The organism is Roseobacter litoralis Och 149 (assembly GCF_000154785.2).
GTDB lineage: Bacteria > Pseudomonadota > Alphaproteobacteria > Rhodobacterales > Rhodobacteraceae > Roseobacter > Roseobacter litoralis.
The window spans coordinates 4,087,989-4,106,560 of sequence record NC_015730.1 but is presented as its reverse complement, the minus strand read 5'-3'; the positions used below and the strand labels follow the sequence as shown (position 1 = coordinate 4,106,560).

19 protein-coding genes and 2 riboswitches are annotated in these 18,572 nt (G+C 58.4%); of the genes, 11 read left to right on the top strand and 8 right to left on the bottom strand.

Features of this window, described 5'->3' with window-relative positions; all coding sequences use genetic code 11:
- The first annotated feature begins 206 nt into the window (after window positions 1-206).
- A complete protein-coding gene (locus RLO149_RS19690) occupies window positions 207-1,928 on the top strand; it encodes an AMP-binding protein (RefSeq protein ID WP_013963836.1) in 1,722 nt (573 codons plus the stop codon).
- 5 nt (window positions 1,929-1,933) lie between these two features.
- Window positions 1,934-2,815, top strand: coding sequence for a bile acid:sodium symporter (locus RLO149_RS19685; RefSeq protein WP_013963835.1), 882 nt, complete (start codon window positions 1,934-1,936; stop codon window positions 2,813-2,815).
- Window positions 2,816-2,914: 99 nt separating this feature from the next.
- On the opposite strand, the gene dxs is transcribed toward RLO149_RS19685, so the two are convergent.
- From dxs to RLO149_RS19660, 5 genes are all read right to left on the bottom strand, one after another.
- Window positions 2,915-4,843 (bottom strand): 1-deoxy-D-xylulose-5-phosphate synthase, encoded by a 1,929-nt coding sequence (gene dxs, locus RLO149_RS19680; RefSeq protein ID WP_013963834.1) that lies wholly within the window; start codon window positions 4,841-4,843, stop codon window positions 2,915-2,917.
- Window positions 4,844-4,852: 9 nt separating this feature from the next.
- Window positions 4,853-5,722, bottom strand: a complete 870-nt coding sequence (locus tag RLO149_RS19675; protein ID WP_013963833.1) for a polyprenyl synthetase family protein — start codon at window positions 5,720-5,722, stop codon at window positions 4,853-4,855.
- Window positions 5,723-5,725: 3 nt separating this feature from the next.
- Window positions 5,726-5,968, bottom strand: a complete 243-nt coding sequence (locus RLO149_RS19670; protein WP_013963832.1) for an exodeoxyribonuclease VII small subunit — start codon at window positions 5,966-5,968, stop codon at window positions 5,726-5,728.
- Between the two features lie 93 nt (window positions 5,969-6,061).
- Window positions 6,062-6,763: a response regulator gene (locus RLO149_RS19665; RefSeq protein WP_013963831.1), complete on the bottom strand. Its 702-nt coding sequence runs from the start codon at window positions 6,761-6,763 to the stop codon at window positions 6,062-6,064.
- Window positions 6,760-7,272 carry a MarR family winged helix-turn-helix transcriptional regulator gene (locus RLO149_RS19660; RefSeq protein WP_013963830.1) on the bottom strand — a complete coding sequence of 171 codons (513 nt, stop codon included), beginning with the start codon at window positions 7,270-7,272 and terminating at the stop codon, window positions 6,760-6,762. Before RLO149_RS19660 ends, RLO149_RS19665 begins: the two co-directional genes overlap by 4 nt.
- A 169-nt stretch (window positions 7,273-7,441) precedes the next feature.
- On the opposite strand from RLO149_RS19660, the gene RLO149_RS19655 reads away from it, so the two are divergent.
- The gene (locus RLO149_RS19655; RefSeq protein ID WP_013963828.1) at window positions 7,442-8,311 is read left to right on the top strand and encodes a branched-chain amino acid aminotransferase; all 870 of its coding nucleotides are present in this window, start codon (window positions 7,442-7,444) and stop codon (window positions 8,309-8,311) included.
- 4 nt (window positions 8,312-8,315) lie between these two features.
- The gene (locus RLO149_RS19650; protein ID WP_013963827.1) at window positions 8,316-8,672 is read left to right on the top strand and encodes a YybH family protein; all 357 of its coding nucleotides are present in this window, start codon (window positions 8,316-8,318) and stop codon (window positions 8,670-8,672) included.
- 90 nt (window positions 8,673-8,762) lie between these two features.
- Here RLO149_RS19650 and RLO149_RS19645 read toward each other — a convergent pair whose 3' ends face one another.
- Together RLO149_RS19645 and aroC are read right to left on the bottom strand one after the other, a co-directional pair.
- Window positions 8,763-9,737, bottom strand: coding sequence for a DMT family transporter (locus tag RLO149_RS19645; RefSeq protein ID WP_013963826.1), 975 nt, complete (start codon window positions 9,735-9,737; stop codon window positions 8,763-8,765).
- A 66-nt stretch (window positions 9,738-9,803) separates the two neighbouring features.
- The gene (gene aroC / locus RLO149_RS19640) at window positions 9,804-10,904 is read right to left on the bottom strand and encodes a chorismate synthase (protein ID WP_013963825.1); all 1,101 of its coding nucleotides are present in this window, start codon (window positions 10,902-10,904) and stop codon (window positions 9,804-9,806) included.
- Between the two features lie 93 nt (window positions 10,905-10,997).
- Window positions 10,998-11,099, top strand: a riboswitch (TPP riboswitch).
- 37 nt (window positions 11,100-11,136) lie between these two features.
- Between aroC and RLO149_RS19630 the strand changes: the two genes are divergently transcribed.
- From RLO149_RS19630 to thiQ, 3 genes are read left to right on the top strand one after another with little or no spacing between them, the layout of a single operon-like run.
- Window positions 11,137-12,117, top strand: a complete 981-nt coding sequence (locus RLO149_RS19630) for a thiamine ABC transporter substrate-binding protein (protein ID WP_013963824.1) — start codon at window positions 11,137-11,139, stop codon at window positions 12,115-12,117.
- On the top strand, window positions 12,093-13,649 hold the full coding sequence (locus RLO149_RS19625; protein WP_013963823.1) for a thiamine/thiamine pyrophosphate ABC transporter permease ThiP: 1,557 nt from the start codon (window positions 12,093-12,095) through the stop codon (window positions 13,647-13,649). Before RLO149_RS19630 ends, RLO149_RS19625 begins: the two co-directional genes overlap by 25 nt.
- A complete protein-coding gene (gene thiQ, locus RLO149_RS19620; protein WP_013963822.1) occupies window positions 13,636-14,328 on the top strand; it encodes a thiamine ABC transporter ATP-binding protein in 693 nt (230 codons plus the stop codon). Before RLO149_RS19625 ends, thiQ begins: the two co-directional genes overlap by 14 nt.
- A gap of 99 nt (window positions 14,329-14,427) precedes the next feature.
- On the opposite strand, the gene RLO149_RS19615 is transcribed toward thiQ, so the two are convergent.
- Window positions 14,428-14,880 carry a 6,7-dimethyl-8-ribityllumazine synthase gene (locus tag RLO149_RS19615; protein WP_281015736.1) on the bottom strand — a complete coding sequence of 151 codons (453 nt, stop codon included), beginning with the start codon at window positions 14,878-14,880 and terminating at the stop codon, window positions 14,428-14,430.
- A 74-nt stretch (window positions 14,881-14,954) separates the two neighbouring features.
- Window positions 14,955-15,107, bottom strand: a riboswitch (FMN riboswitch).
- Window positions 15,108-15,170: 63 nt separating this feature from the next.
- Between RLO149_RS19615 and RLO149_RS19610 the strand changes: the two genes are divergently transcribed.
- The 4 genes from RLO149_RS19610 (at window position 15,171) to RLO149_RS19595 (ending at window position 18,563) form a co-directional block, all read left to right on the top strand.
- The gene (locus RLO149_RS19610) at window positions 15,171-15,797 is read left to right on the top strand and encodes an FMN-binding negative transcriptional regulator (protein WP_013963820.1); all 627 of its coding nucleotides are present in this window, start codon (window positions 15,171-15,173) and stop codon (window positions 15,795-15,797) included.
- A 40-nt stretch (window positions 15,798-15,837) separates the two neighbouring features.
- On the top strand, window positions 15,838-16,449 hold the full coding sequence (locus RLO149_RS19605) for a glutathione S-transferase (protein ID WP_013963819.1): 612 nt from the start codon (window positions 15,838-15,840) through the stop codon (window positions 16,447-16,449).
- A gap of 197 nt (window positions 16,450-16,646) precedes the next feature.
- Complete coding sequence (gene petA / locus RLO149_RS19600) at window positions 16,647-17,207, top strand: ubiquinol-cytochrome c reductase iron-sulfur subunit (protein ID WP_013963818.1); 561 nt, start codon at window positions 16,647-16,649, stop codon at window positions 17,205-17,207.
- Window positions 17,208-17,219: 12 nt separating this feature from the next.
- On the top strand, window positions 17,220-18,563 hold the full coding sequence (locus RLO149_RS19595) for a cytochrome b (RefSeq protein WP_013963817.1): 1,344 nt from the start codon (window positions 17,220-17,222) through the stop codon (window positions 18,561-18,563).
- The last annotated feature ends 9 nt before the right edge of the window (window positions 18,564-18,572 follow it).

Sequence of the window (18,572 nt, the reverse complement as noted above, 5' to 3'; positions counted from 1 at the left end):
CTGAATGTGTTTGCGTTGGTGCCTAGATAGCATCTTGTTTTGTGCAAATAAGCGCGAAATACGCATATATCCTGTTTAACTTTGCACAGATGCACGGAAATTACTGCAAAGCCTGCGAAACTGCGGATTGGCCGTAGGGTCGTATTCGACAAGGGGTCGTCCTGCGGGTACGTCCTTTTCAAGGATTTCTTGGGGAGGAGGATTCGATGACTGCGCATGAGCGGCCATGGACGGCATTTTATGGTGTGGACGTGCGTCCGGACCTGCCCGAGGCATCGTACCGAACCATTGGCGATCTGGTGCATTCCGTCGCCAATACCTATGGCAAGGCCCCGGCCTTCACCGCCTGCATGCCCAACGGCATGAACGGAACTTTGACGTTTGAGCAGGTGGACCAGATGTCTGACGCCTTTGCGGTGTACCTGCGCGAGGTCGCCGGGTTGCAGCAGGGTGATCGCGTCGCGTTGCAGATGCCCAATTGCCTCAGCTTTCCAATCGCGGCCTTTGGGATCCTGAAAGCGGGGTGTGTTCTGGTCAATGTGAACCCGCTGTACACAGCGGACGAGATGGCAAAACAATTCGTGGACGCAGAACCCCACGCCCTGATCATCGTGGATATGTTCGCCGACAAAATCCCGCAAGCGACGCGCGGTCATCCGATCCCGAATATCATTGTTACGCGGGTCGCGGAGTTTTTGCCGACCCTGCCAAAGTGGATCATCGGGCTGGTGCAAAAGCACTGGGACAAATCGGTGAAACCCATTGAGGTGCCGCATATTCGTCTTCCCGATGCTATTGCGGCGGGTCGGGTGCATATGCAGTCCGAAAAGATCGAGGTTTATGCCTATCGGCGCAATGTGCAGCCTGACGACATCGCCTGCCTGCAATACACCGGTGGGACGACCGGCGTGGCCAAGGGCGCGATGCTGACCCATGCCAATCTGATCATGAACATGGAACAGGTGATGGAGCTGATCTCCGGCGTGGAGAAGGGCAAAGAGATCGCCCTGACAGCTTTGCCGATGTATCATATCTTTGCGTTCACGGTAAATTTGCTCGGGTTTTACTGGCTGGGCGCGCGCAACATCCTGATCCCGAACCCGCGCCCGCTGGCCAGCCTGAAACGCGCGATGGAGAATTACAAGATCACGTGGATGAGCGGTGTGAACACCCTGTTCAACGGCTTGACGAATGAGGTCTGGTTCACGGACAGCCCGCCCAAACATCTGAAATTCGCCTCTGCTGGCGGTATGGCGCTGCAAACGGCGGTCGAAGAACGCTGGCAGGAGATTACCGGAAAACCAGTGGTTCAGGGGTATGGCCTGACCGAAACATCACCCGCCTTGACCTTTGAGCCCTTGGGTAAAAAGCGCAGTGGCACCATCGGCGTGCCTGTGCCGTCCACCTTGGTAGCCTGCCTTGATGATGACGGCCACGAAGTCCCCGTCGGCCAATCCGGAGAGATTGCAGCGAAGGGGCCGCAGATCATGGCCGGCTATTGGAACAAGCCCGAGGAAACCGCGGCGGTGATGAAAGACGGCTGGTTCCTGACCGGCGACATCGGCGTCATGGATGCCGATGGCTATTTCACTATTGTGGACCGCAAGAAAGACATGGTGGTGGTGTCCGGATTCAACGTCTACCCCAATGAGATCGAGGAATGCCTCGCAACCCATCCTGCGATTGTTGAGGCGGCGGTGATCGGCGTCCCCGATGACGCAACCGGGGAGGCGGTCAAAGCCTTTATCGTCAGACGAGACCCCAGCCTGTCGGAGGCTGACATCCGCACCCATTGCAAGGCGCATCTGACCGCCTATAAAATCCCCAGACGGGTCGAGTTTCGCGATGAACTGCCGAAATCCAACGTCGGAAAAATCCTCAGAAAAGACCTGCGCGCGACCGAGATCGCGCATCAGGCGCAGGAGTAACGGGCATGGTCGGAGCATTTGAACAGGCGATCCTCGCGTTGATGATTTTCGTGATCATGCTGGGGATGGGGGCGTCGCTGACGCCGCGCGATTTTTATCTGGCCTTGCGGCGACCCTATGGCCTCGCCATCGGCGTGATCGCGCAATATGGGTTTATGCCCCTGATCGGCTTTTTGCTGGCGACCCTGCTGAATGTCCCGCCCGCTATTGCGATTGGCATATTGATCATGTCGTGCATGCCGGGGGGCACAACGTCGAACATCTTCACCTATTTCTCCAAAGGTAATCTGGCGCTCTCGGTCTTGATGACGGTAACGTCGACGGTGACAGGCGTGATCATGATCCCGATTGTGTTGCTGGTTTACGCAACGGCGCTTGATCTTGAGATTCCGCGCGAAAATATCATCGCCACTTTGGTCCTGCTGCTCGTTCCCGTGGCGATCGGCATGGTGCTGCGCAAGATCAGCGCGAATGTCGGGGCTGTGACGGAGTTTTTCGGCTCTGCTCTGGCGCTGTTCTTTATTCTGTTCCTCATCGTCAGCTGGATACCGCGCAATTGGCAATTCCTGCTGGAAACCAGCGCGGCGACCTATTTCGCATCCATCGCATTGGGTGTTTTCGGGATCACTATCGGGTATATCTTTGCGCGCGCGCTGCGTCTGCACCCCAGAAATGCGCGCACCGTCGCCTTGGAAACGGGTATTCAGAACGGACCCTTGGCGATTGCGATTATCGTTTTCACCTTTTCGGGAGCTGAGCAACAGGCCGTCACTGCGGTGCCCGTGCTCTATTCCCTGTTTATCGTGATTGTCGCCACATTGGTCACGCTGGTATTCCGGCGCGCCAACACGGCGGCAGAGCAAAAGATGCCGGACAGTCTGCTTTAGAGCGTCTGACGAGATACCTGAAACATCAAGTATCACGTAACGCGTTGAATCCCTTGATGTCGGGCAGTGTTACATGATCCAGGTTTTCCGTATGACGCTTTAGGCCCGCGCCTCACCGATCTGGGCAATGCCCAAAACCGACAGCACTTTGGTTTCGATATCCGCCGCGTTCATGCCCGCAACGGCGTACATGTCCGCCGGGCTGGACTGGTCTATAAAGATATCGGGCAGCACCATTGAGCGGAATTTGAAGCCGGTATCAAACACTCCTTCATCCGAAAGCAACTGCGCCACATGGCTGCCAAAACCGCCGATGGCCCCTTCTTCGACGGTGATCAGGGCCTCATGGTTGACGGCCAGATCAAGGATCATGTCCCGGTCGAGCGGTTTGGCGAACCGTGCATCCGCAATCGTCGGCGTGATGCCGCGGGCCGCCAGTGCTTCGCCTGCCTTTTGAACCTCTGCCAGACGGGTGCCAAAGGACAGGATCGCGACGCGCGCTCCCTCTGTGATGATCCGGCCCTTGCCGATTTCCAGCACTTCGCCAACTTCCGGCATATCGACGCCATTGCCTTCGCCGCGTGGAAAGCGGAACGCGATTGGCCCATCATCATGCGCAACAGCGGTGGCAACCATGTGTTTCAGTTCTGCTTCATCGGCGGCGGCCATCACAACGAAACCGGGCAGGTTGGCCAGATAGGCGATGTCAAAGGACCCTGCATGCGTCGCGCCATCCGCCCCGACCAACCCTGCGCGATCAATCGCAAAGCGCACGGGCAGGCGCTGGATCGCAACGTCATGCACAACCTGATCGTAGCCCCTTTGCAGGAATGTCGAATACATCGCGCAGAACGGCTTCATCCCGCCCGCGGCCAGCGCCGCCGAAAAGGTCACCCCATGTTGTTCGGCAATACCGACGTCAAAACAGCGGCTGGGGTAGCGTTCCGCAAAGAGGTTCAACCCCGTGCCATCCGGCATCGCAGCCGTTACGGCACAGATTTTGTCGTCTTTCATTGCTTCTTCGAGCAGGCTTTGCGCAAAGACTTTGGTGTAGCTGGGCGCATTCGACGGGGCCTTGGTTTGCTGCCCGGTCAGTACGTCGAATTTCGCGGTGGCGTGCCCCTTGTCTCGGGCGGTTTCGGCGGGCGCATAGCCTTTGCCCTTTTTGGTCAGCGCGTGGATCATGATCGGCCCGGTCGCGCGTGCTTTGACGGTGCGCAGAAGCGGCAAAAGCTGGTCAAGATCATGCCCGTCAATCGGGCCGATATAGGAAAACCCAAGCTCTTCGAACAGGGTGCCGCCGACGGCCATCCCCTTGAGCATATCCTTGGCCCTTTTAGCCCCTTCGCGGAACGGTTCCGGCAGCAGGCTCACCGCCCCTTTGGCCGCCGCTTTGAAATCCTGAAAGGGTTCGCCCGAATAGAGACGGCTGAGATAAGACGACATCGCACCGGTGGGCGGAGCAATCGACATCTCATTATCGTTCAGGATCACGATCATACGTTTTTTCAGATGACCCGCGTTGTTCATCGCTTCATAGGCCATGCCCGCAGACATCGACCCGTCGCCAATAACGGCAATGGCGTCCCCAAGACCTTCCGGTACGACACCGCCCAGATCACGCGCAACGGCAAATCCCAAAGCCGCCGAAATCGACGTGGAACTATGGGCGGCACCGAAAGGATCATAGGGGGATTCACTGCGTTTGGTGAACCCGCTGAGGCCCCCTTTCATGCGCAGGGTGCGGATGCGGTCGCGCCGACCCGTCAGGATTTTATGCGGATAACACTGATGCCCAACGTCCCAGATTATCTTGTCGCGGGGCGTGTCGAACACCGCATGAAGCGCGACCGTGAGTTCCACCACACCTAGGCCTGCGCCCAGATGCCCACCCGTTACCGAAACCGCTGAAACGGTTTCGCGGCGCAGCTCATCTGCCAACTGCACCAGCTGCCGGTCTGACAGGCCCTTCATGTCGGCGGGGCGGTGCACCAGATCCAAAAGCGGGGTTTTGGGCGTGTCTGTCATTGTCGTTCCCTAATGTGTGCGTCGCACCACGAAGCGCGCGGTGTCTTTTAGGGTGTCAGCTCTGGCGCCGTAAGTCGCCAGGCTGTCGCAGGCCTCGTCAATCAGCGACATGGCGCGCGTGCGCGCTGCGTCCAGACCCAAAAGTGATACGAAAGTCGCCTTTCCCGCGCTGGCATCCTTGCCCACGGCTTTGCCAACCTGCGCGCTGTCGCCTGTCACGTCGAGGATGTCATCGGCGATCTGAAAGGCAAGGCCAAGGGCCTGCGCATAGCGTTTCAGCGCCGCCGTATCCGCCTGTGCCAGCCGCGCACCCGCCTGTGCCGACCATCCAATCAACGCACCAGTCTTGCCCTGCTGCAGCCGCGTTATTTCATCCAGAGATAGGGGGGTATGTGCGGTTTCAGCGGCAATATCAAGCGCTTGCCCCAAGACCATCCCCTGTGCCCCGCTCGCGCGCGCAAGGCTCAGGGCGAGATCGGCTCGCACCTCTGCGGAGGGGCTGGCACCGGGGTGCGTGACCAGTTCAAAGGCCAGCGTCTGAAGGGCATCGCCGGCCAGCACAGCTGTGGCGTCGTCCCATTTCTTATGCACGGTTGGCTGACCGCGCCGCATGTCGTCATCATCCATGCAGGGCAGGTCATCATGGACCAGACTATAGGCATGCAGGGCCTCAATGGCCGTGGCGGACCAGATGGCTTCGCCTGCCGCTATGTCATGCAGCCGGGCCGTTTCCAACACCAGAAAACCCCGCAGACGTTTGCCCCCGCTGGTGGCATGCGCCATGGCCTCAACAATCGGGAGCGGTTCAAACTCAGCCAGTACCTTGTCAAAATGCGCCTGAACAGCAGCGCCCGCAGCTTCAAGCCGTTGCGAAAACATGTGTCAGAGGCCCGTGACAGGCTTTGTACCGGTGGGCGCGCCATCTGCATCCAGCGTGATGGCCGCGACCTTTTCCTCTGCTTCTTTCAGCTTTTCCTCGCACCGCTTTTTCAGTGCTGCACCGCGTTCATAAAGCGCGATGCTCTCATCCAAGGCCACATCGCCCCGCTCCAACTGGCCAAGCACTTTTTCAAGCTCGCTCATGGCTTGTTCAAAACTCATCTCGGTGACGGGTGTGTCTGTCATGGCGTCGGTATCCTGCATGCGTGTCTGCGCCAACAGTAGTCATAAATTCAGGCAGGTGCCAGACCGGCAACGCGGTGAAATCACTGTCGGTCGTCAATCCGGTGCAAGCATATACCCAGCCCCGCGCACGGTTTGCAGATAGCGTGGTTGTTTCGGGTCACTTTCGATCTTGCGCCGCAGCCGTGTGATCTGCACATCAACGGCGCGTTCCTGTGCCTGCCCACGGTCGCGGCCCAGTTCTTCGACCAGTTTCGCGCGGCTGATCGCCTCGTTACAGCTGGCCGAAAAAATTTTCATCAGGTGCATCTCGGTCGCCGTCAGCCGGACGAGGTCTTCGCCCTGCCATAACTCGCCCCGCTCCAGATCATAGCGGATGGGGCCGAGCGACAGAACCTTGGGGGCGGTCACATCTTCCTGCACCTCAGGCACACGTCGCAAAATGGCGTTGATCCGCAGCAAAAGCTCTTTGGGTTCAAACGGTTTGGGCAGGTAATCATCCGCGCCCGCTTCCAGCCCTTCGATCCGGTTGTCCGTATCACCCTTGGCGGTGAGCAACAGGATCGGCACCGCGTTTGTCTCGCGCAGGGCACGGGTAAAGGCCAGACCGTCTTCGCCCGGCATCATCACATCCAGAACGATCAGATCGAAATCCAGCCCCGACAGAATGCGCCTTGCATGGGCGGCATCGCGCGCGGCAGTGACCAGAAAACCATTCCGCACCAGAAATTTCTGCAGCAGGGTGCGAATGCGTTCGTCGTCGTCAACAATCAGCAAATGTGCATCAAAGTCATTCATGGTCCGCTATCCTTCAGTCGGGTATAAGCATAGCGCATTTCTCGATCCATCATGGCCTCCAGTACCCTGCGAAAGCCTGCCACAGCATCTGGCCCCGCATCACGAAATGCCATCCTCATCCGGGCCCGCTGAGCATCAGACAATTTTTGCTCAAGGCCGCGCCCGTCGGGGGTCAGGAACAGATGGCGTTCGCGTTTGTCATTCTTGCCGACCCTGCTTTCAACCAGACCATCCTCGATCAAGGTGCGCAAGACACGGTTCAGCGATTGTTTCGTGACGCCAAGAATGTTGAGCAGGTTGTTGACGGTTGTGCCCGGTGCGCGGTTGATAAAGTGGATCGCCCGATGGTGCGCCCGCCCGTAGGCCATGTCCGACAATATCCGATCCGGGTCGGCCGTAAAGCCGCGATAAGCGAAGAACATTGCCTCGATGCCCTGCCTCAGCTGCTCATCTGTCAAAAACAGAAGGTTTTCGCCGTGATGGGCGGAGCCTGCGCGTCCATCTGCCATTGAATGCCTCAAATATTCTTTTTTGTTCCAGCCCAGCTTATGTCAGTGTTGTTGACATTCCAAGAGCGAAGCGATATCGAATCGCAGGTTTTGCGCAATTTTATGTCCGATGCGGACCGATCGGCGCAACTTATGAAAAATGCGATGGGTAATCACGGAAGGAAAAACCATGGCGGGTGCCTATAATGATCGTGACGGACATATCTGGATGGATGGCCAGATGGTAGATTGGCGCGATGCAAATGTGCATATTCTGACCCATGCCATGCATTACGCATCATCCGTCTTTGAGGGGGAGCGGGCCTATAACGGCAAGATTTTCAAAAGCCGCGAGCATTCCGAACGCCTCAAGCGGTCGGCTCAGATGATTGATTTCGAGATCCCCTTTACCATCGACGAGATCGAAGCCGCCAAGGTCGAGGTGCTGGAAAAATCCGGGCTGCAGGACGCCTATGTGCGCGCCATCGCATGGCGCGGCGCTGGAGAAGACATGGGGGTCGCCTCCGCGCGAAACCCGGTCAGGCTCGCGATTGCGGCATGGGAATGGGGTGCCTATTATGGCGACGCCAAGATGAAGGGCGCAAAGCTGGATATCTCCAAATGGAAACGTCCCAGCCCTGAAACCATCCCAAGCCATGCCAAGGCCGCCGGTCTTTACATGATCTGCACCATGTCAAAACACGCGGCAGAGGCCAAGGGATGTTCGGATGCCATGATGTTTGACTATCGTGGCTATGTGGCCGAGGCGACGGGTGCCAACATCTTTTTCGTGAAGGACGGCGAAGTACACACGCCTGACCCCGATTGTTTCCTGAACGGGATCACACGCCAGACCGTAATCGGAATGCTCAAAGACCGTCAGGTCAAAGTGCATGAGCGGCATATCATGCCGGAGGAGCTTGAAGGGTTTGAACAATGCTGGCTGACTGGCACAGCAGCCGAGGTCACACCCGTTGGAAAAATCGGCGACTACAATTTCGAGGTCGGCAGCCTGACCCGCGACATCGCCCAAGGCTATGAAACTCTGGTACGAGTCTGACCAAATGGACTACGCGGCCTTCGCTGTTGAATGGGAGGCCGCGTGGAATTCTCACGCCATCGACCGGATCATGGCGCATTATGCGCCCGACGTTGTGTTCCGGTCGCGCAAGGCGATGCGGCTGGTCGGTCAGGGCGAAATCAGAGGTCGCGACGCGCTGCGTGACTATTGGATCAAGGCGCTGGATCAACAACCCGGCCTTTCCTTCATCGTGACGAATGTGTTCATCGGTCATGCGATGATTGTCATCACCTATCGCAACCAGAACGATGTTGAGGCGGCAGAAACACTGCGTTTTGGTCCGGATGGTCTGGTGATTGAGGCTTCGGCCTGCCACACGGTCCCGTCCCATGGCGTCTGAGGAAATACCAGAAACATCGCATATCACCTGACGCGTTGAAATCCTTCACTTCAGGCAGCGTTATGTGCTTCGGGTTTGTCGCATGACGCTTTAGGGCGTCCCGGACGGTGGGACGTTCGGTTTGGACTTGCTGCGGTCCAGCCCGAGTTGCCTTTCGCGCCAGATGATCAGGACGCCACCCGCGATCACGAGGCTCGCGCCGATGAGGATGGGTCCGGTGGGCAACTCGCCGAAGGCGATATATCCGATGAAGCTGGCAAAGATCATCGAGGCATAGTCAAAAGGCGCCAGCATGGACGCGCTGCCGAAACGGTACGAGGCGGTGACCATGATCTGTGCGATGCCGCCGATCAGGCCCGACAGGATCAACATCCAGATGACCCAGGCCGGGGGTGCAGTCCATGTCAGCACATCCAGCCCCGTCGCCCATCCCAACGGCAGCGTGAGCAACCCCAGTGTTGAGGCGGTGATGGAAAAGTAAAACACGATGGAGGCCGTCGTGTCAGTCTGCACAAGGCGACGCACATGGATCTGGACCATCGCGCGCAGGATCGAGGCGATCAATACCAGAACCGCGCCCACGGTCGCCGCTGATGTCAAGGCATCCGCGCCGACGGACAAGCGGGGCGCAATGACGATCATGACACCGATCAGACCCAATGCCACCGCAGACAATCTGACGATGCGCACGCGCTCACCAAGGAAAATCGCGGCGAAGAGCACGGCAAAGAGGGGCGTCGCGTACCCGATGGCGGTCACTTCGGGCAGAGGCAACAGACCAAGCCCGGCAAAGGTCAGCCCCATCGCCGATGTGCCAAAAATACCGCGCCAGACGTGCCCCATCAGATTGGACGGCACCAGCCCCTGCCGCAACTGACCTCGTTGCCACAACCAAAGCACCAGCACCGGCAGCGCAAAGAAGGAGCGGAAAAACACGGCCTGACCGGGTGGCACATGGGGTGATACGGATTTGATCAGCGCCGCCATGACCATAAACAGAAAGACCGCGCAGAGCTTCAGGGCGATTGCGCGGCCGGGTTTGTTTTGGGTCAGATCGGTTGCCATAAGCCTTCTGTGCGCGCCCGTCTTGCAAAGATCAAGCGCGCGGGCACGGCGCTGAATGCATGGCTGCTACCCGATATGACCCTGATTTTCGCCAACCTGCCCCCGGTGGAGCAGCAGATGGTCGAGCAAAACGCAGGCCATCATTGCCTCACCAACGGGAACGGCGCGAATGCCGACACAAGGATCATGGCGGCCCTTGGTGATGATCTCGGTGTCTTCGCCGCTTTTGGTGATCGTCTTGCGCGTGGTCAGGATGCTTGAGGTCGGTTTGACGGCAAAACGCACCACAACATCCTGCCCGGTGCTGATACCGCCCAGAATCCCGCCGGAATGGTTCGATGAATACTCTGGGCCATCCGGTCCCATCGAAATTTCATCGGCGTTCAATTCACCGGTCAGCATGGCGGCGGACATACCCTCGCCAATCTCGACACCTTTGACGGCGTTGATGCTCATCATCGCGGCGGCCAGATCCGTGTCCAGCTTGGCATAGATCGGCGCACCCAGACCTGCGGGGACCCCACGCGCGACGACTTCGATCACCGCGCCTACGGAACTGCCCGACTTGCGCAGCCCATCTAGGTAGTTTGCCCACTCATCCGCCGCCTGCGCATCGGGCGTCCAGAAGGGGTTGGCGTCGATCTGATCCCAGTCGAACCGGGAGCGGTCGATTTCATGCGCGCCCATACGCGTCATGTAACCTTTGATGTCGATCCCCGGTGCGATGGCATTGATCGCCTCGCGCGCCAGCCCACCGGCGGCTACACGCGCTGCTGTTTCGCGCGCCGAGGACCTGCCGCCACCACGATAATCACGCACGCCGTATTTCTGGAAATAGGTGATATCCGCATGGCCGGGGCGGAATTTATCCTTGATATCGCCGTAATCTTTGGAGCGTTGATCCGTGTTCTCGATCATCAGTTGAACCGGCGTGCCGGTCGTCACCCCTTCGAAGGTGCCGGAGAGGATTTTGACCTCATCCGCCTCGCGCCTTTGCGTGGTGTATTTGTTCTGCCCGGGTTTGCGTTTGTCCAGCCAGTGCTGAATTTTGCCCGCGTCAATTGCGACACCGGGCGGGCAGCCATCCACAGTGGCGCCAAGGGCGGGGCCATGGCTTTCACCCCACGTGGTGACACGGAAAAGATGGCCAAATGAATTCATCGACATCGGCGGTGCTCCTTTAGCACAGGTGCTTAGCCGCGCAGACCGAGCGCCTCAAGCCCTTATCGCTTGCCAAGCCCCGCCGCGCGTAATACGTCCCTGCTTACCTCGGGGGGCCAATCCGGCTGAGATGCGCACGCGCGCGGACCCGTAGAACCTGAACCGGTTAGAACCGGCGGAGGGAAGGTTGAGCATATCATCCTCTTTCGCCGTTCGACGCATTTGAAAAGGATAGATCATGCGAAGAACTCTGATAACTGCTGGCATCGTGTTGGCCTCGCAGGCTGCGGCTGAAACGCCCGTGCTTACCGTCTACGCGGGCGATTACTTTACCTCCGAATGGGGGCCCGGCCCGATGATCGAAACCGGGTTTGAAGAGATTTGCGGGTGCGATCTGCAGTTTTCGACCGGTGATCTTGTGCCGCGTTTGCTGTTGGAAGGCGCGCGAACCAAGGCTGATGTCGTGATGGGTCTGACGTCGGATGTCACATCCAAAGCACGTGCGACCGGCTTGTTTGCACCGCACGGGCAAGACAACGGGGCGCTGACACTGCCGGTTGACTGGACGGATGACACCTTCTTGCCATTCAACTACGGGCATGCGGCCTTCGTTTACAATACAGCGACAGTTGCCAACCCGCCCGCGAGTTTCGAGGCCATGCTGGACATGCCCGATGATGTAAAAATCGTCATTCAGGACCCGCGCACGTCTTTGTCGGGTCTGGCGCTGGTGCTTTGGGTGCAATCTGTCTTTGGCGATGACGCAGGCGCGGCCTGGGAAAAGCTCGCGCCGAACATCCTGACCGTGACCAAGGACTGGTCGGCCAGCTACGGCATGTTTACCGATGGCGAAGCAGACATGGTACTGAGTTATACCACCTCACCCGCCTACCACATGTTTGCCGAGGATGATTTCACCAGACAGGCCGCGATTTTCCCCGAGGGCCACTATTTTATGGTCGAAACCGTCGGCAAGATCGCAGCGACGGATCAGCCTGAACTGGCCGATGCCTTCATGGCCTATGTGATGAGCCAGAGCTTTCAATCCTCGATCCCCGCGGCCAACTGGTCGTTGCCATCTGCGTTGCCGCAGGATCAATGGCCCGAAGGCTGGGCGCAATTGCCGCTGCCGGACAAGGTGCTGTTTTACTCCGAAGCCGATGCAACCGCGCTTCAGGCAGAAGCCATTGAGACATGGCGCGCAGCGCTCAGCCAATAAGCGGACGTGCGGGGATCGTTGCGGGCACCTTGGTGGTCGCGGCGGTCCTGTTGGCGTTTCTTGGCATCGGTTTGCGGGCCGAGGCCAGCGCGGGCTTTGGGGCTGCGGAATGGCAAGCCATCCGCTTTACTGTTGTGCAGTCCGTCCTGTCCGCGTCGATATCCGTGGTGCTGGCCATTCCGCTGGCCCGTGCGCTGGCGCGGCGTGACCTGCCGGGACGTCAGATGCTGATCACCTTGCTGGGTGCGCCTTTTATCCTGCCGGTCATCGTCGCGGTTCTGGGTCTGCTGGCCGTATTTGGTCGCAATGGGTGGGTCAATGCCGCCTTTGGCACCTTGGGTTTGCCGCCGGTGTCGATCTATGGCTTACACGGTGTGGTATTGGCCCATGTGTTCTTCAACCTGCCCTTGGCCACACGCCTGTTGCTGCAAGGCTGGCAGAGCATCCCGGCAGAGCGGTTTCGCCTTGCCGCGCAACTGAACCTGTCGCCATGGGTTATCTTTCGCACCATTGAGGTGCCGCTGCTGATCCGTATTCTGCCCGGTGCGGCCGCCTTGATCTTTGTGATTTGTCTGACGAGCTTTGCGGTTGCTCTGACACTGGGGGGCGGTCCGCGCGCGACGACAATCGAACTGGCCATCTATCAGGCGTTCCGCTTTGATTTCGATCTGTCAAAGGCGGCTTTGCTGTCGGTGATCCAGCTTGTTCTGGCGGGCGGCGCTGCCGTGCTGGCGCTTTGGATCATCCCGCAGATTTCACTGACCGGTGGGATGGACCGGCCGGTGCAACGATGGGACGGGCGCGGCGGTCTGCAACGGTTCGGGGACGGCGTCGCGATCCTGCTCGGTGCTGGGTTTTTGTTGCTGCCGCTGTTCTCGGTGGCGGTGTCAGGGCTGATCGGCCTGCCAGAGGTGCCCGCCTCGGTGTGGCGCGCGGCGCTGACCTCGCTCTGGGTGGCGGGTATCAGTGTATGCGTTTTGCTGGCCGTTGCGCTGCCTCTTGCCGGCTGGATCGCCATCCATGCGCGGGGCAGTGTTGAGGCTATCGGCCTTTTGGGACTGTCTGCATCGCCTTTGATGATCGGCACCGGGTGGTTCATCCTGATCAACCCGATTGCTGATCCTGTCAGCCTGTCGCTTTTGGTAACGGCAGTGGTCAACACGCTGATGGCGCTGCCCTTTGCGCTGCGCATCATGGTGCCGGGAATTCGCGAGGCGCTACAGTCGCATGGGCGGCTGTGCATGACCCTGAACATGACCGGGTGGACCACCTGGCGCTGGGTGATCCTGCCGCGTGCGCTGCCGCAGATCGGGTTCGCCGCTGGGCTGACGGGCGCACTGTCGATTGGTGACCTTGGCGTCATCGCACTGTTCTCGGACCCGGATCGCACAACGCTGCCCTTGCAGATGTATCGCCTGATGGGGGCCTATAAGACCGAAGCGGCGGCGGGTGCTGCGCTGATATTGCTGGCCATGGCACTTGGCATTTTCTGGAGCTTTGACAGGGGGGCGCGCTGGTATGCTCGTACTTGACAACGTATCAATCGCCCAAGGCAGCTTTGCGTTGGACGCGGATTTCACGGTGCAACAGGGGCGCAAAGTTGCTGTAATCGGGCCCTCTGGTGCGGGAAAGTCAACGATACTGGGCGCGATCAGTGGCTTTATCCCGCTTGCCCGGGGGCGTATCCATCTGGCGGACAAGGACGTCAGCGACGCGGCACCCGGTGATCGGCCCATCGCGATGCTGTTTCAGGACAACAACCTGTTCCCACACCTGAGTGTTGCGCAAAACGTCAGCCTTGGCCTGCGCCCCAACCTCAAGCTCAGCGCGGATGACAAGGCCCATGTTGCTGCCGCCATAAGTCGGGTTGGCCTCGCGGGGTTTGAGGCGCGCCTGCCGGGGGCCTTGTCAGGCGGTCAGCAAAGCCGCGCGGCACTGGCGCGCGTTCTCGTGCAGAATAAGCCGCTTGTGCTGTTGGATGAACCCTTTGCCGCGCTTGGTCCTGCCTTGCGACATGAGATGCTTGATCTGGTCGCAGAGCTGGCAACCGAAACGGGGGCGACGCTGCTCATGGTGACACATGCGCCGGAAGACGTCGCGCGGATTGCAGATGACGTGATCTTTGTCGAAGGCGGGGGCGCGCATGCGCCTGCACCTGCGGCGGATCTGATGAACAACCCGCCGCCTGCATTGCGCGCCTACCTCGGTTAGAGCGTCATGCGAAAAACCCGGATCATCCAGTGCTGCGTGAAATCAGAGATTTCAACGCGTCAGTTGATATGTGATGTTCCCGGTATTTCGTCAGACGCCTCATGCGGCGCTGCGCGCGCTGAGCGACTGGCGGGTTTTGAGGATACCCAAGGCCGCCTGCGCCGCTTCGCGCCCCTTGGTGGCGAAATGACTGCGGTAGATTTCGTTGTGATGATCGGTTTCCTGATAATGATGCGGTGTCAGGGATACGGATAACACCGGCACACCTGTGTCCAGCCCCGCGCGCATCAGACCATCCACGACCGTCTGGGCCACGAAATCATGTCTATATATACCCCCATCCACGACAAATGCGGCGCAGACCACGGCATCATATCGCCCGGTGCCTGCAAGATCACGCGCCATCAAGGGCATTTCAAAAGCGCCGGGCACGTCGAAAACATCGACCTGTGCCGCGGGAATTATCTCGGTAAAGCCATCCAAGGCCCGGTCGACAATATCGGCATGCCATTGTGCTTTGACAAAGGCGAAGCGGGTGTGTGTCATAGTGATCTCCTTTTTTGCGGTCGACACGTCCACCCAAGGCGATCACGCCCGCGAAAAGGCACAGGCGTGCCTTCTTGCGGTCGCATTCTCTTTCATCCGGACTATGACCGTCGGCTCTGGCATCTCACCAGATCTGCTGACACCTTTCAGTTCGGGAAAGGCCGCTCGCGGGCTCGTAAGGTCAGGCCCCACATACCGCCGGTGGGGAATTTCACCCCGCCCTGAGAATACGCCAAGGTTGCCAATAGTTTCAAAAATCTGCAAGACCAAATACGACACACTACAAAGGCAAAACGATGCACCCGAACCCGGCTTTTCACACGCGACAAGAGATCGAAAACCTTGCCTTCGCGCGTGAACGAGGCTTCGGCGTGCTTGCGGTGAATGGTGAAAATGGCCCGCTTTTGTCTCATATCCCGTTTCTGGTGGATGACGACGGCAAAACGGTCTGGCTGCATCTTGTACGCTCCAACCCGATTGTGCGCGCGCTGACAGAAAACCGCGCGGCCAGAATCGCGGTGTCTGGCCCTGACAGTTACATTTCGCCCGATTGGTATGGTGTGATCGATCAGGTGCCCACATGGAATTACGTGGCTGTGCATCTCACCGGAGAGCTTGAGTTGCGCCCGCAGGACGAGTTGCACGGCATTCTGGATCGGCAATCGGCGCATTTCGAGGATCGACTTGTCCCCAAACAACCATGGACGACAGATAAGATGTCGGATGGCGTGATGACACGCATGATGCGCGCGATTGTGCCCTGCCGGATGGTTCTGACGTCGGTTGAGGGGACTTGGAAACTTAATCAGAACAAAGCGCCCGAAGTACGACAGAGTGCTGCGGATCATGTTGACGCCTATGGTCAGGGCACCGAGTTGAAACTGTTGTCGGCACTGATGCGCGCGGTGGATGGACAGAGCTAGCGGCTCTGATACCATCGTTATATATAGTGAGGGCCATCCTATGAAACTCTACCATTCGCCAGCGTCACCTTTCGTGCGCAAAGTCACCGTTTTGCTGCATGAGCTTGGTCAGACCGATGCTGTGACGCTGAAAACGGTCACGACGACAGCGCTTGCGTCGGATGAGGCGCTCAAGACGGCCAATCCGCTGGCGCGTTTGCCTGCCCTTGAACGCGACGACGGCATTACCCTCTATGACAGCCGCGTGATAACGGCCTATCTCAATCATTTGTTCAACGGCGCATTTTATCCGCAGAACTCGTCGCGCTGGGAAACACTGACCTTGGAAGCGACAGGGGACGGTATCATGGATTCAGGTGTATCCATGGTTTACGAATTGCGCCTGCGGGATGCCGAACGGGTCTCGCAAGCGTGGATCGACGCGCAGTGGGCAAAAATCGAGCGCACGCTTTTTGCCCTGAACACACGTTGGATCAGCCATTTGTCAGGCCCTTTGACGATGGGGCATATTTCGGTGGCTTGTGCCTTGTCCTACCTCGATTTCCGACATGATGCGCGCAACTGGCGAGAGGGAAACGAAGCGTTGGCGAAATGGCACGCGGGTTTTGATTCGCGCCCCTCAATGCGTGCGACTCACCCGCCAGCGGCATGAACCTTTCCCAACCGTTTAAAAAAACAGCCCGAATCCGTGTTTTTGTCAAAAACATTAGGGGACTGCGACGGTTTGCGCGTTTAAGGTCACTGGACTGAACCAAACCACGGCGCTACATAGCCCAACAAGCAAATGTCGTGTTCTACGCGGCCAAATCGCTATTGGCCGTATAACCGGCCCCTAAGAGGAGTAAACCTGTGTCGCATGCAGAAGACCACGAAGGCACCCGGCGGGATTTCCTTTACTACGCCACGGCAGGTGCCGGTGCAGTAACCGCAGGGGCCGCAATTTGGCCTTTGGTCAATCAAATGAACCCGACAGCCGACGTTTTGGCCTTGTCATCCATCCGGGTTGACGTGAGCGGGATCGAGCCCGGCACGCAGTTGACCGTGAAATGGTTGGGCAAGCCCGTATTCGTCCGTCGCCGGACCCAAGAGGAAATCGACGCCGCGCGCGCCGTTGATCTTGCCGATTTGCCGGACCAATTGGCTGAAAACGCAAACATCGCCCCTGATGCGGATGCATCCGATGAGAACCGTTCACTGGATGAAAGCGGTGAGTGGCTGGTGATGATGGGCGTATGCACGCACTTCGGCTGCGTACCGCTCGGCGATGCGGGTGATTATGACGGGTGGTTCTGCCCCTGCCATGGTTCACACTACGACACCTCCGGCCGCATTCGCAAAGGTCCAGCACCAACAAACCTGCCGGTACCAACAGCAGTATTCGTGGATGATACCACGATCCAACTCGGGTAAGGGAGAAAACGAATGGGTGGAATTCCTCACGATCACTACGAGCCAAAGGCAGCCTGGGAGAAAAGTCTCGCCAAGCGACTGCCGATTGTTGGCTTGATGTACGACACACTTATGATCCCGACACCGAAGAACCTGAACTGGATGTGGATTTGGGGTATCGTCCTCACATTCGTACTGGTTTTGCAGATCGTCACGGGCATCGTCCTCGCAATGCACTACACGCCGCATGTGGACCACGCCTTCGCATCGGTTGAGCACATCATGCGCAACGTGAATGGCGGCTATATGCTGCGATACATGCACCAAAACGGCGCGTCGCTCTTCTTTGTGGCGGTCTATGCGCACATCCTGCGCGGGCTTTACTACGGCTCTTACAAGGCACCACGCGAGATTACATGGATCATCGGCATGCTGATTTACGTGCTTATGATGGGCACGGCCTTTATGGGCTACGTTCTGCCATGGGGTCAGATGTCCTTCTGGGGTGCGACCGTTATCACCGGCCTGTTCGGCGCGGTTCCTTTCGTTGGTGAAGCGCTGCAAACTTGGCTGCTGGGTGGACCAGCGGTGGACAATGCAACCTTGAACCGCTTCTTCTCTCTGCACTATCTGCTGCCCTTCGTTATTCTGGGGCTGGTTGTGGTGCACATTTGGGCCTTCCACACCACGGGCAACAACAACCCGACAGGCGTGGAAGTGCGTCGGACGTCCAAGGAAGAAGCAGAAAAAGACACGCTGCCATTCTGGCCCTACTTCGTCATGAAGGACCTCTTTGCGCTGGCGGTTATCCTTGCGGTGTACTTCGCAATCGTAGGCTTTATGCCAAACTACCTTGGCCACCCGGACAACTACATTGAAGCCAACGCGCTTGCGACGCCTGCACACATCGTGCCCGAATGGTACTTCCTGCCGTTCTACGCCATTTTGCGTGCGTTCGATGATACTGTCTGGGCAGTGCAACTGGCATCCTTCATCACCGGTGGTATCGTCGATGCCAAGTTCTTCGGTGTGCTTGCGATGTTCGGTGCGATCGTCGTGATGGCGCTGGCCCCTTGGCTGGACACATCATCTGTTCGCTCCGCACGCTACCGTCCCATGCTGAAGTGGTGGTTCTGGGTGTTCGTCGTGAACTTCTTTGTGCTGATGTGGGTTGGCGCAATGCCTGCCGAAGGTATCTACCCGGTCATTGCCTTGATTGGGTCCGCCTACTGGTTCGCGTATTTCCTGATCATCCTGCCGTTGCTGGGTGTGATCGAAAAGCCGCTGGCACGGCCAGAAACCATCGAAGCCGACGTCGCCGCCCAAAAAGCTGCCGCAAATGGTGGATCGCAACCGCTGGCAACACCGGCCGAGTAAAGGAACAAA